The sequence below is a fragment of the Pseudomonas sp. PIC25 genome, assembly GCF_002286785.1.
GTDB lineage: Bacteria > Pseudomonadota > Gammaproteobacteria > Pseudomonadales > Pseudomonadaceae > Pseudomonas_M.
The window spans coordinates 1-12,523 of sequence record NZ_MUJY01000168.1 but is presented as its reverse complement, the minus strand read 5'-3'; the positions used below and the strand labels follow the sequence as shown (position 1 = coordinate 12,523).

The 12,523-nt window shown below is 66.0% G+C and carries 10 protein-coding genes; 5 read left to right on the top strand and 5 right to left on the bottom strand.

From position 1 onward, the window contains the following. Nucleotides 1-49: 49 nt before the first annotated feature. From BZL41_RS21130 to BZL41_RS21120, 3 genes are all read right to left on the bottom strand, one after another. Nucleotides 50-874, bottom strand: coding sequence for an aldo/keto reductase (locus BZL41_RS21130; RefSeq protein ID WP_095601091.1), 825 nt, complete (start codon nucleotides 872-874; stop codon nucleotides 50-52). 91 nt (nucleotides 875-965) lie between these two features. Continuing rightward, nucleotides 966-1,394: a VOC family protein gene (locus BZL41_RS21125; RefSeq protein ID WP_095601090.1), complete on the bottom strand. Its 429-nt coding sequence runs from the start codon at nucleotides 1,392-1,394 to the stop codon at nucleotides 966-968. After that, nucleotides 1,391-1,819, bottom strand: a complete 429-nt coding sequence (locus BZL41_RS21120) for a VOC family protein (protein ID WP_095601089.1) — start codon at nucleotides 1,817-1,819, stop codon at nucleotides 1,391-1,393. Before BZL41_RS21120 ends, BZL41_RS21125 begins: the two co-directional genes overlap by 4 nt. A 109-nt stretch (nucleotides 1,820-1,928) precedes the next feature. On the opposite strand from BZL41_RS21120, the gene BZL41_RS21115 reads away from it, so the two are divergent. Beyond that, nucleotides 1,929-3,086, top strand: a complete 1,158-nt coding sequence (locus BZL41_RS21115) for an OpgC domain-containing protein (RefSeq protein WP_095601088.1) — start codon at nucleotides 1,929-1,931, stop codon at nucleotides 3,084-3,086. A gap of 12 nt (nucleotides 3,087-3,098) precedes the next feature. Here the strand turns inward: BZL41_RS21115 and BZL41_RS21110 are convergent, their stop codons facing one another. Next, nucleotides 3,099-3,452 carry a hypothetical protein gene (locus BZL41_RS21110; RefSeq protein WP_084334433.1) on the bottom strand — a complete coding sequence of 118 codons (354 nt, stop codon included), beginning with the start codon at nucleotides 3,450-3,452 and terminating at the stop codon, nucleotides 3,099-3,101. Between the two features lie 471 nt (nucleotides 3,453-3,923). Here BZL41_RS21110 and BZL41_RS21105 point away from each other — a divergent pair, with 471 nt between their 5' ends. Then, nucleotides 3,924-7,034, top strand: coding sequence for a transglycosylase domain-containing protein (locus BZL41_RS21105; RefSeq protein WP_095601087.1), 3,111 nt, complete (start codon nucleotides 3,924-3,926; stop codon nucleotides 7,032-7,034). Between the two features lie 265 nt (nucleotides 7,035-7,299). Here BZL41_RS21105 and BZL41_RS21100 read toward each other — a convergent pair whose 3' ends face one another. Then, nucleotides 7,300-7,734, bottom strand: a complete 435-nt coding sequence (locus tag BZL41_RS21100) for a DNA methylase (RefSeq protein WP_095601086.1) — start codon at nucleotides 7,732-7,734, stop codon at nucleotides 7,300-7,302. A gap of 179 nt (nucleotides 7,735-7,913) precedes the next feature. Between BZL41_RS21100 and ggt the strand changes: the two genes are divergently transcribed. From ggt to BZL41_RS21085, 3 genes are all read left to right on the top strand, one after another. After that, complete coding sequence (ggt, locus tag BZL41_RS21095) at nucleotides 7,914-9,710, top strand: gamma-glutamyltransferase (protein ID WP_095601085.1); 1,797 nt, start codon at nucleotides 7,914-7,916, stop codon at nucleotides 9,708-9,710. Nucleotides 9,711-9,959: 249 nt separating this feature from the next. Next, a complete protein-coding gene (locus BZL41_RS21090) occupies nucleotides 9,960-11,432 on the top strand; it encodes a uracil-xanthine permease family protein (RefSeq protein ID WP_095601084.1) in 1,473 nt (490 codons plus the stop codon). A 91-nt stretch (nucleotides 11,433-11,523) separates the two neighbouring features. Beyond that, nucleotides 11,524-12,297: an outer membrane protein OmpK gene (locus BZL41_RS21085; protein WP_095601083.1), complete on the top strand. Its 774-nt coding sequence runs from the start codon at nucleotides 11,524-11,526 to the stop codon at nucleotides 12,295-12,297. Nucleotides 12,298-12,523: the final 226 nt, after the last annotated feature.

The window sequence follows — 12,523 nt, the reverse complement described above, 5'->3', positions numbered from 1 at the left end:
TGGATGCTTCGGATCATTCCCCCGCCCCGCCGAGCGGTGCGGTCACCAATCAAACCATCGCCAGGGACCGTTTGCGCGCTGGCGGCGGAAAGGCGGCGTCGATGATCGCCAGCTCCTCGGCGGAAAGAGCGAGCTGCGCCGCACCGGCATTGAGGTGCACGTGCTCCACCTCCACCGCCTTGGGAATCGCCAGCACGCCGGACTGGCGCAGAGCCCAAGCCAGCGCTACCTGGGCCGGCGTGGCCCCTTGGCGCCGGGCCACCTCCAGCAGGGCGGGATGCTTCAGCAATGCACCGCCCTGACCCAGCGGGCAGTAGGCTATGACCGGCATGCGCCGTGCCTGGCACCAGGGCAGCAAGTCGAACTCGATACCCCTCTGCTCCGGGTTGTAGAGCACTTGGTTGGTGGCACAGGCGGCGTTGTCCAGCTCCTCCATGTCGTTCAGGTCGAAATTGGAGACGCCCCAACGGCGAATCTTGCCCTGCTCGCGCAGCCGCTCGAAGGCTTCCACGGTTTCCGCCAGGGGATACTGGCCGCGCCAGTGCAACAGGTAGAGATCGAGGTAATCGCAGCCGAGCCGCCGCAGGCTGCGCTCGCAGGCCGCCGCCACACCGCTGCGGCTGGCATTGTGGGGGTAGACCTTGCTGACCAGGAACACCCGTTCGCGGCGTCCCTGGATGGCCTCGCCGACCACTTCTTCAGCACCACCTTCGCCGTACATCTCGGCGGTATCGATCAGGGTCAGCCCCAGCTCGAGGCCCAGGCGCAGCGCCGCCACTTCGCGCTGGCGCTCGGCGGGGTCTTCGCCCATGCGCCAGGTGCCCTGGCCAATGGCCGGGACCTTTGCGCCGTCCGGAAAAACGATGGTCTGCATGTCGTGTCCTTAGAATCTGTTTACGATCTCGTGAGCTAGAGCCATGCAAGGCCTCGGCGGCCCCACAAAAACAGATTCTTATGCTGTGTATTCATTCCTGCCACGGATCATAGGTACCGAAGCTCCACACGTGGCCTTCCGGGTCGCGGCAGGTGAAACCGCGCCCGCCGTAATCCTCGTCCTTCAACTCGATGACGACATCGGCGCCGGCCGCCTTCGCCTGGGTATAGAGCGCATCGGCGCTGTTGACCACCACGTAGACGCTCTGGGTCCCCGCCCCGCCGGTCTCGTCCGGCTGCGCCATCAGCCGGCCGTATTCGCTGTCGGCCACCGACCCCAGCATCACCATGCCATTGCCGAATCCAAGCTGGGCATGGGCGATCCCGCCGCGCTCGTCCGGCACCACCATCAACGCTTCGAAGCCGAAGGCCCGTTGCAACCAGTCGATGGCGGCCGGCGCATTGCGATAGCGCAGGCAGGGAATCAGCGTGCTGCGGGTGTTCTTCGCAAGCCGGGTCATGTTTCCTCCTGGGCGAGCCTGTCAGATCGGGAAACCTCAGCGTAGCCCTCGCCTCGCCACTCGATGAGGCAGAAACCATGGCCGAACGGGTCGGCGAATATCGCCAGACGCCCGTACGGCTGCGACAGCACCTCGCCCTCGAGCCGGGCGCCAGCCTCGATCGCACGGTGGACGGCGGCGTCCAGGTCCTCGACGACGAAATCCAGGTGCACCGGCGTCCAGTGCCGCCGATAATCGCGTCGCTGCCCGGGGCAACACGCCGTACCGTCGGCCTTGGCCAGCAGGTAGACTGGCGCCGCCGCGCCGAGCAACTCCGCGACGCTTCCCTCGAACAGCAAACGCCCCAATCGCAAACCCAGGGCCTGCTCGTAGAAACGGATGGCGTCCGGGAGATCGTTCACATCGATGTTGATCAGTAGCTCCATTGCTCCGGCTCCTTCGCACTAACCCGACTTTCGCGCGGTCAATAGACCCAGCAGAGTCCGCTTTTTCGCGCGCTCATTTCTCCGGCGCACCTCGACAGGGGTACAGCTCATGCAAAACGGACGTGATCACCGCATCGACTTCTTTCGCGGTATTGCGCTGATCTTCATCTTCTGGGACCACATCCCGGGGAATCTGCTCGGTCACCTGACCGTGCGCAACGTCGGGCTCAGCGATGCAGCGGAAATTTTCGTCTTCCTCGCCGGCTACGCCTCGGTGCTGGCCTACGGCAAGCTGCTCCGACGCGACGGCTACTGGATCGCCTGCATGCGCATCCTGCGGCGCGCCTGGGTACTCTACGTCGCCCACATCTTCTTGCTGGCGGTGCTGATGGGCATCGTCTTCACCACCAACAGCCACGTCGAAACCCGCGACTTCGTCGAGGAAATGGGCCTCGGCTACTTCCTCGCCAACCCGCAACAAGCCCTGGTCGACGAACTGCTGCTGCGCTTCAAGCCCAGCCTGATGGACCCACTGCCGCTGTACATCGTGCTGCTCGCAGCGCTGCCGTTGATCCTGCCCTGGCTGCTGCGCCGGCCGGAATACCCGGTGGGGCTGTCGCTGGCGCTGTACCTGCTGGCGCCGCTGTTCGGCTGGAACTTCAGCTCGCAGCCGAACGGCCAGTGGTTCTTCAACCCGCTGGCCTGGCAAGTGCTCTTCGTGCTCGGCGGGGCGGCGGCGGTACAGGCTCAGCGCAAGGCGTCGGTGCCCACGCCATTACCAGCGCGAAGCCTGCGGCAACAGCCGCTGTTCCTCGCCGCCGCAACGTACCTGGTGCTCTGTACGGCGCTGGCGCTGTCCTGGAGATGGCCGGCGCTGCATGACGCGCTGATGCCGCAGTGGCTGGCCGAGCGGATCTACCCGATCGACAAGACCAACCTGTCCCCGCTGCGCCTGCTGCACTTCCTGGCCCTGGCCTATTGCGTCGCAGTGATCCTGCCGACCGGCGCCTGGCTCGAGCGCTGGCCGGCGCGGCAACTGTGCCGGATGGGCAGCTACTCGCTGGAGGTGTTCTGCCTGGGCGTCCTGCTCGCGCCGCTCACCGATGCCGCGGTCACGCTGCTCGGCAATGGCCTGGTGGTGCAGGTGGCCGGTGGCCTGGCCGGCGTGGCGCTGATGGCCGCGCTGGCAGCCTGGCTGGAACTGAACAAACGGCTCGCCGCCACCCGCAAGAGCGTGCCGGCCATGGCGCAAGCCAAGCCCGCCTGACCACGGCTGCGCTCAGGCGGAGCGGGATAGCAGGTGGACGATGCCCGCCGGGTTGGCGATCCAGAACCCCTCGAAGCCCTCCGGCAGCGGCTCGATGGCATCGCAGCGCACCACGCCGCGCTCCTCCAGCCAGCGCGCGGCGGCAACCGGGTCGTCGCTGCAGATTTCCAGCCACAGCTCTGCCTGGCTCATGCTCGCCACCCGGTCGATCCACAGGCGCCGGTCACCGCCGAAATCGAACGCCAATGAATCGGCTTGCTCGGCCAGTACCGGCAGGCCCAGCACATCGCGGTAGAACGCCACGGTCTGTTGCCACTGATGCGGAGGCACTTTCATGGCCATGTTGCGGCCGGGGGTGAACTTCATCGCATTGCTCCCTCAGGTGATGGTGGAAAAGGCCCTGAGCAAACAGTGAAGCAGGTTGGCTGCTATCCTGTGCGGCGCTTCATCCAGACCCGCTGGCCGGACTTCAGGCGCTCGCGGTGGTCCAACGGCATAGACGGTCCTCGAGAAAAGGGAAAACCGATGGCTCCGAATGCCAACGCCCCTTGCATAAAACCTGAACATCCAGAATCCCTCTACGATCTCGCGAGATGGCTCCCGGCCTCCGTAGCCCGGATAAGCGCCAGCGCAATCCGGGAGTCCACCGGCTCCAGGATGTGCGGTAAGGCACGGCGGCTTGGGCGAATGAATACACCCCTGCGGAAATCCGACTTTGCCCCGCCAGAGCCCTGCGGCGCCGACGCACGGCGGTTGTCCAGACCAAGCCGGACGACCAACAGCGACTAAGCTTCAAGCAAGCGCACGCAGCGCAGCTAGCAGCCAGGGCGAGCGATCATGGGCGTAATATGGCAATCCGACACCTCCCCCTCCGCGATTCCGGAAAGCGATGTCCCCGCGCTTTGCCAGCCTAAACCACAAAAACGCCTGTCGAAGCTTCGCCTGGTGCTCTGGCTCCTGGCCCTGCTGCTCCTGATCGCCCTCGCCATCGTCGCCGCCTACGAAATACAAACCTCCCACTTCCAGTCGCGAGGCTTCAGCCGCTATGCCGCGACGCTGGACTATGCCGTGCAGGCGGGACCCAGCGACGCCATCCTGTTCCCCCGCGACGGCCCCTTCGACAAGCGCCTCGGCTACGCCTATCTGCCGATGTTTCTCGAACGCCTGCAGCAGCGCGGCTTCCAGATCCAGTCCCAGGCGCACTTTTCGCCGGCGTTGATGAGCTACACCCAGCGCGGTTTCTTCCCGCCCTACCAGGAAAAGGACCAGAGCGGCCTGTCCATCGACGACTGCCGCGGCGTGCCGCTCTACCGCTTCCGCTACCCGCAGCAGCGCTACGACGACTTCCACGCCATCCCGCCGCTGATCGTCAACAGCTTGCTGTTCATCGAGAACCGCCAGTTGCTCGACCCCGAACGCCCCCTGTCCAACCCGGCGGTTGACTGGCCGCGCTTCGCCATGGCGGCAATCTCCCAGGTCGGCAAGCTGCTCGACGTGCAGGACCAGTCGGCCGGCGGCAGCACCCTCGCCACCCAGCTGGAGAAGTACCGCCACTCGCCGGACGGCCTCACCTACTCCGCCGGGGAAAAGCTCCGCCAGATGTTTTCCGCCAGCGTGCGCGCCTATCGCCAGGGTCCGGAAACCCTGGCCGCCAGCCAGACCATCGTGCGCGACTACCTCAACAGCGTGCCGCTCTCCGCCGCCCCTGGCCACGGCGAGGTGCATGGCCTGGCCGAGGGTTTGCGAATCTGGTACGGCGCCGACTTCGACCAGGTCAACCGCCTGCTCGATCCGGTACGCTCCCCGGACGCCAGCAACGCCGAGCGCGGCCTGGCGCTGCGCCAGGTGCTCTCGCTGATGATCGCCCAGCGCCGCCCCTCCTTTTACCTGGCCCAAGGGCGCAGCGAGATGGAGGCGCTCACCGACAGCCACATCCGCCTGCTGGCCAACGCCGGGGTGATCCCGCCCGCCCTGCGCGACGCCGCCCTGGCACAGCGCGCCGAATACCGGGACTGGGCCATGCAGCCGCCGATGCAGGCCAACGAGACCAACAAAGGCATCAGCGTCGCCCGCAGCCGCCTGTCCGGCCTGCTCAACATGCCGCTGTACGATCTCGACCGTCTCGACCTGAGCGCCACCAGCACCCTCCAGGGCGAGCTGCAGCAGGCGGTCAGCGCCTACCTGCGCCGGCTCGCCGACCCCGCCTTCGCCGAACAGATCGGCCTGTTCGGCGAGCGCCTGCTGTCGCCGGAGAAAACCCAGGACGTGCGCTACAGCTTCACCCTGTTCGAACGCACCCCGGACAGCTACCGGGTCCGGGTGCAGACCGACAGCACCGACCAGCCCTTCGACATCAACGAAGGCAGCAAGCTGGAACTGGGCTCCACCGCCAAGCTGCGCGTGCTCACCACCTACCTGGAAATCGTCGCCGAGCTGCACGATCGCTTCGCCGGCCAATCGCCGAAGGCCCTGCGCGCGGTGGAAGTCGAACCCATGGACCTGATCACCCGCTGGGCCCTCGACTACCTCGCCACCCGTTCCGACCACAACCTCCCGGCGATGCTCGACGCGGCGCTGGAACGGCGCTACTCGGCCAACCCCGGCGAACGCTTCTTCACCGGCGGCGGGCTGCACACCTTCGGCAACTTCCGCCGGGAGGACAACGGTCGCCTGCCGACCCTCAAAGAAGCGCTGCGCGAGTCGATCAACCTGCCGTTCATCCGCCTGATGCGCGACATCGTCCGCTACAGCACCTACCAGGCGCCGGGCAACAGCGCGGAACTCTTGAAGAACGACAAGGACCCGCGCCGCGAGGAATACCTGCGGCGCTTCGCCGACCGCGAAGGCACCGTGTTCCTCCTGCGCTTCTGGCGCAAATACAAGGGCAAGGCCGAACAGGAACGCCTCGACACCTTCCTCGACGGCCTGCGCGCCACCCCGGTCCGTCTCGCAGCCGTGCATCGCTACCTGCGTCCGCGCGACGACCTGGCCACCTTCGCCGCCTTCCTGCGCAGCCGGGTGCCCCAGGAAAACCTCACCGACAAGCGCATCGAGGAGCTGTACCGCAACTATGGACCGGGCGCCTACAACCTGCCGGACCAGGGTTACATCGCCCGCGTCCACCCGCTCGAACTCTGGCTGCTGGGCTACCTCATCGACAACCCGAAGGCGGAATTCAGCGACGCCGTGGAAGCCAGCCGCGACGAACGCCAGGAGGTCTACGGCTGGCTGTTCAAAACCCGCCACCGCAGCGCCCGGGACGTCCGCATCCGCACCATGCTGGAGGTCGAAGCCTTCCTCGACATCCATCGTCGCTGGCAGCGCGTCGGCTATCCGTTCGATCACCTGGTCCCGTCCCTGGCCACCGCCATCGGCAGCTCCGGCGACCGTCCGGCGGCCCTGGCCGAGCTGATGGGGATCATCCAGAACGATGGCATCCGCCTGCCCACGGTGCGCATCGACAACCTCCATTTCGCCACCGGCACGCCGTACGAGACCCATTTCAACCAGGTTCCCAACCGCGGCAAGCGGGTGCTCCCCTCGGAAGTCGCCGCCGCCCTGCGCGACGTACTCTCCACCGTGGTGGAAGGCGGCACCGCGCGGCGCCTGCAAGGCAGCTTCGCCCTGCCCGACGGCCGGCCGCTGAGCGTCGGCGGCAAGACCGGCACCGGCGACAACCGCATCGAAAGCGTCGGCCCCGGCGGCCGCATCCTCAGCTCGCGGGCGATGAACCGTACCGCCACCTTCGTGTTCTTCATCGGCCAGGATCACTTCGGCACCCTGACCGCCTTCGTCCCGGGCCAGGCGGCGGAAAACTTCCGCTTCACCTCGGCCCTGCCGGTACAGGTGCTCAAAGGCATGGCCCCGGTCCTCAGCCCCTACCTCGAACCTGGCCTCGGCACCCGCTGCCAAGCTCCACTCGGCCCGGTGCAGGCGCGTTGGCAGTGAGGGCCGATGGGCGATGAATGCTCTGCGTCTTGTAGGAGCGAGCTCTGCTCGCGAAAAACCGTACTCAAAAGCTTCGCCAGCAGAGCTGGCTCCTACGAAAAACACGCCCGTAGCCCAGATAAGCACCAGCGCAATCCGAGACCATGCGCCCCCCGGTTACGCCCAGACTTACCCGGCTCCGTATAGGGCTAATTCATTCGCCCGCTTGGCTACGTCGGACGAATAAATCCGCCCCTGCCAAACCACCCTTACCAATGCCCCCGTCTCAGCGAAACCACACTTTCCCTACCTCGCGCAGGAAGATTTCCGCGGTCTTCGGCCCGATGCCTTCGAAGGCTTCCAGGCGCTTCTGCACCTCCCGGCGGTCGGCGCTCAGTTCGTGGATGCGGCTGACCTTGCCGTCGTATTCCTTCTCCAGCTTGTCGCAGAGCTTGAGCAGGCGGTCGGCGGTGGATTCGTCGTAGCGCACGTAATGCCCCTCGCCGAGCATGTCGACGATCTGCTGCCAACTGCACGAGCCCAACTTGCGCGGGGTATCGCGGCCATGTTTGTCGACGATGGCGCGGTAGGCGTCGGCGGCTATCTCCTGCTGGATGCGCTTGCCGAAGAGGAAGCTGGCGAGGAGCCACTTGAACAGCTCGCGTTCCTCGCCGCTGGCAACGTCGATGCCCAGGTCGCTGGCGTTGATATCGTGGGCCATGGGAACCTCCGAGCGGGCCTGTCTCCAGGTTCCGACCGGGCACCACCGAAGGAGGTTCGGCCGGGCCGGCCATAATGGGATGAACTCGCCCCCGTCCAGCAAGGTCTAGCCAGGACAACAACGAAACGGCCTCCGGGCCTATGCTCGAAAAAACCACCCGCCAAAAGGAAAATCGCCCAATGCTCGATGGACGCGCAGCCCTGGCCTCCGGCCTTCTCTTCCTCGCCCTTACCGCCTGCAAAAGCTCGGATACCCTCTCCGAACACACACCGCCCGCCCCGGAAGCCTCCAGCGGCTACACCGCCAAACCCGGCTGGGCCACCAAGCGGTTCGCCGTGGCGGCGGCCAACCCGCTGGCCACCGAGGCCGGCTACCAGGTCCTCAAGGCCGGCGGCAGCGCCCTGGATGCAGCTATCGCCGTGCAGATGGTGCTGACCCTGGTCGAGCCGCAGTCCAGCGGCATCGGCGGCGGCGCCTTCCTGCTGCACTGGGATGGCCAGCGCCTCGCTGCCTTCGACGGCCGTGAAACGGCACCCGCCGAAGCCGACGAAAAACTCTTCCTCGACGCCAACGGTAAGCCGCTGGAATTCATGCAGGCAGTGGTCGGTGGGCGCTCGGTGGGCGTACCCGGCGCGGTGAAGATGCTCGAAGCGGCACACCGGCAATACGGCAAGCGGCCCTGGGCCGAGCTGTTCCAACCGGCGATCCGGCTGGCCGAAGAAGGCTTCCCGGTCAGCCCGCGCCTGCACACCCTGCTGGCTGCCGATCCGGCCTTGCGGCAGAACCCGCAGGCCGCCGCCTTCTACTACCAAGCGGACGGCTCGCCGCTGCCCGTTGGCTATCGCCTGCGCAATCCGGCCCTGGCCCAGTTGCTGCGCGCCATCGCCGAGCGGGGCAGCGATGCCTTCTATCAGGGCAAGGTGGCCGAAGCGTTGGTCGAGCAAGTACGCCAGCACCCGACCAACCCCGGGCGGATCAGCCTGAACGACCTGGCCGGCTATGAACCGCGCCAGCGCGACGCGATCTGCACACTCTGGCAACAGCACTATCGCGTCTGCGGCTTCCCGCCGCCGTCGTCTGGCCACATCACGGCGATGCAGATCCTTGGCCTGCTGGAGCAGTCGGGTCCGCTGGAACCCCTCGCCAACGGCCTGCCGGGCGCCGACTTCCTGCACCGCTACAGCGAGGCCTCGCGACTGGCCTATGCCGACCGCGCGCAATACCTGGCCGACCCGGACTATGTGCCGGCACCGGGACGCAACTGGAACAGCCTGCTGGCACCCGCCTACCTGAAACAACGCGCCGCCCTGATTGGCTCGAACAGCATGGGCACCGCCAAGCCCGGCGTCCCCGGCCCGATGCCCATCGCCTTCGCGCCGCAGCCCGAGCAACCGGAATACGGCACCAGCCACATCAGCATCGTCGATGCGCAAGGTAACGCCCTGGCCATGACCACCACCATCGAGCAGGCCTTCGGCTCACGCCTGCTCAATGACGGTGGCACGGGCCTGCCGGGCGGCTACCTGCTGAACAATGAACTGACCGACTTTGCCTTCGAACCGCGCGACGCCCAGGGCAAGCCGGTGGCCAACCGCGTCGAGCCGGGCAAGCGGCCGCGCTCCAGCATGAACCCGACCCTGGTATTCGACGCCGACAGCGGCAAGCTGCTCGCCAGCATCGGCTCGCCGGGCGGCGCGGCGATCATTCACTTCACCGCCAAGACCCTGCTCGGCCTCTACGGCTGGGGGCTGGATGCGCAGAAAGCTATCGACCTGCCCAACTTCGGCAGCCTCAACGGCCCCACCCTATTGGAAGCCGGGCGTTTCCCCGCCGCCACCGTCGAAGCGCTGAAAGCCCGCGGCCATCAAGTCAACGAGACGGAAATGACCAGCGGCCTGCAAGCCATCCAGCGCACCCCGCAAGGCTGGTTCGGTGGCGCCGATCCACGGCGTGAAGGCGTAGTGATGGGCGACTGAACGACCGCTCCCTTCCCCCACGGACGCCGGCACGCTCGCCGGCGTTCGCCCTCCGTTGGCAGCCCCGCCAGATCAAACGACTGCACGGTCATTTTTGTACACAATCCAAAAGAAAAATGTTTCAAACAAAGTTCACAAGTTGTTATAGTCGGCACATTCTGACCGACCGGACAGCTTTTTCCGGATCGCAGAGAGCCGAGCGTGCTCGCAAGCCCATGACCGAACAAAAACAACTGGCAGGCTGAACCCATGACCGCACCCGCAGACCGGAGCGCCCAGGCGCCGACCGCAAACAACGAACTCATCTACCAGCTCGACGACCGCCCCGCCGTGGGCCCGGCGATCTTCGCCGCGCTCCAGCACGTGCTGGCCAGCTTCGTCGCCATCATCACCCCCACCCTGATCGTCGGCAGCGTGCTCGGCCTCGGCGAGCACGTGCCCTACCTGGTGAGCATGGCGCTGTTCGTCTCCGGCCTCGGCACCTTCGTCCAGGCCCGGCGCATCGGCCCCATCGGCTCCGGCCTGCTCTGCCTGCAGGGCACCAGCTTCGGCTTCCTCAGCGTCATCCTCAGCGCCGGCTTCATCGTCAAGGGCCGCGGCGGCAGCCCGGAAGACATCCTCGCGACCATCTTCGGCGTGTGCTTCTGCGCGGCCTTCATCGAGATCGTATTCAGCCAGTTCATCACCAGGCTGCGCAAGGTCATCACCCCCGTCGTCACCGGCACCATCATCTGCCTGATGGGCCTGTCGCTGATCAAGGTGGCGATGACCGACATGGCCGGCGGCTACGGCGCGCCCGACCTCGGCGCCCTGGACAACCTGGCCCTGGCCGGCGTGGTGCTGGTAGTGATCGTGCTGTTCAACCGCTTCCAATGGCAGGTGCTGCGTCTCTCGGCGGTGATCATCGGCCTGCTGGTGGGCTCGCTGATCGCCTGGCAGCTCGGCAAGATCGACTTCGCCGGCCTCGCCGAGGTGCCCCTGGTGAGCATCCCGCAACCGTTCAAGTTCGGCTTCTCCTTCGATCTTGTCGCGTTCATCCCAATCGCGGTGATCTTCCTCATCACGCCGCTGGAAACCACCGGCGACCTCACCGCCAACTCGATGATCTCGCGTCAGCCGGTGAGCGGCCCGCTGTACCTGCGGCGGATCAAGTCCGGCGTGCTCGCCGACGGCTGCAACTCGGCGATGGCCGCGCTGTTCAACAGCCTACCGATGACCACCTTCAGCCAGAACAACGGCGTCATCCAGCTTACCGGCGTAGCCAGCCGCTACGTGGCCTACTACATCGCCGCGATCCTGGTGCTGCTCGGCCTGTTCCCCATCGTCGGCGCGGTGCTGCAACTGATGCCCAAGCCGGTGCTCGGCGGCGCCACCCTGATCATGTTCGGTACCGTTGCCGTGGCCGGGGTGAAAATCCTCGCCGAAGCCGGCCTGCAGCGCCGCAACATGCTGATCGTCGCCATCTCCATCGGCCTCGGCCTGGGCGTGGCGGGCGTGCCGGAAGTCCTGTCGCAGATGCCCGAGGCGATCAAGAACATCTTCGGCTCGCCCATCACCATCGGCGCCTTCAGCGCCATCCTGCTCAACCTCTTCCTGCCCACCGACGACGCCCAGGCCGCCGAAGAAAGCGCCAGTACCGACGCTCCGCAGTACTCCGATGCCGAACAGGCGCTGCTGCGCCTCGGCCTCGAAGAAGGCAAGCGACCCCAACCGAACGCCTGACCCGATCCCAACGCCACGTGCCCTTCCGCGCTCCCCGCGCGGCGGCACGCTGCGCCCGAGCAATCCATAACAAGACAGACAGGAGCACTCGATGAACCGCACCCTCACTTCCCTGCTGCTCGCCGGCGGCCTCGTCGCCGCCGGCCAGGCCAACGCCGGCGACCTGCTGCACTGGCAGGACAACAGTCTGACCTACCTGTACGGCAAGGACTTCACCGTCAACCCACAGATCCAGCAGACCTTCACCTTCGAGCACGCCAACGGCTGGAAGTACGGCGACACCTTCTTCTTCCTCGACAAGATCTTCTACAACGGCGAGAAGGACGCCCTGAACGGCGACAATACCTACTATGGCGAATTCTCCCCGCGCCTGTCGTTCGGCAAGATCTTCGACGCCAAGCTGGAGTTCGGCCCGGTGAAGGACGTGCTGCTGGCGATGACCTACGAGTTCGGCGAGGGCGACACCGAGTCGTACCTAATCGGACCGGGCTTCGACCTGGCGATCCCCGGCTTCGACTACTTCAAGCTCAACGTCTACCGCCGCACCACCGATGGCGACCGCGACGGCGACGATGTCTGGCAGATCACCCCGGCATGGTCCTACACCATCCCTATGGGCCGCTCGGACTTGGTCATCGACGGCTTCATGGACTGGGTGGTGGACAACGACGACAGCTACCACGCCAACCTGCACTTCAACCCGCAGATCAAGTACGACCTGGGCAAGGCCCTGAACTGGGGCGCGAAGCAGGCCTACGTGGGGATCGAATACGACTACTGGCAGAACAAGTACGGCATCGAGGACAGCCGCTACTTCGACACCGACCAGAACACCGCCAGCCTGTTGCTGAAGGTGCACTTCTGACCGGGTTTTCGGCGCCTGTCGGGTAGGGACAGGCCCCGAAGGCAGGGGATGGCGTGAAAGCGCCATCCCCTTTTTCTTTTCCGTCTTGGCCGCGTCGGGCGAATGAATTCGCCCAAACCACCCGCACAAAAGCTTCGCCAGCAAGCTGGCTCCTACACGTCCCCGAGCCATTTCTGTGGGAGCGAATTCATTCGCGATGGCCCACACCGACCTTCGCCACTCGCAT

Bases quoted from the DNA above. Each gene is read 5' to 3' on its own strand.
- BZL41_RS21130 (WP_095601091.1), bottom strand. From the start codon at position 874: ATGCAGACCATCGTTTTTCCGGACGGCGCAAAGGTCCCGGCCATTGGC.
- BZL41_RS21125 (WP_095601090.1), bottom strand. From the start codon at position 1,394: ATGACCCGGCTTGCGAAGAACACCCGCAGCACGCTGATTCCCTGCCTG.
- BZL41_RS21120 (WP_095601089.1), bottom strand. From the start codon at position 1,819: ATGGAGCTACTGATCAACATCGATGTGAACGATCTCCCGGACGCCATC.
- BZL41_RS21115 (WP_095601088.1), top strand. From the start codon at position 1,929: ATGCAAAACGGACGTGATCACCGCATCGACTTCTTTCGCGGTATTGCG.
- BZL41_RS21110 (WP_084334433.1), bottom strand. From the start codon at position 3,452: ATGAAGTTCACCCCCGGCCGCAACATGGCCATGAAAGTGCCTCCGCAT.
- BZL41_RS21105 (WP_095601087.1), top strand. From the start codon at position 3,924: ATGGGCGTAATATGGCAATCCGACACCTCCCCCTCCGCGATTCCGGAA.
- BZL41_RS21100 (WP_095601086.1), bottom strand. From the start codon at position 7,734: ATGGCCCACGATATCAACGCCAGCGACCTGGGCATCGACGTTGCCAGC.
- ggt (WP_095601085.1), top strand. From the start codon at position 7,914: ATGCTCGATGGACGCGCAGCCCTGGCCTCCGGCCTTCTCTTCCTCGCC.
- BZL41_RS21090 (WP_095601084.1), top strand. From the start codon at position 9,960: ATGACCGCACCCGCAGACCGGAGCGCCCAGGCGCCGACCGCAAACAAC.
- BZL41_RS21085 (WP_095601083.1), top strand. From the start codon at position 11,524: ATGAACCGCACCCTCACTTCCCTGCTGCTCGCCGGCGGCCTCGTCGCC.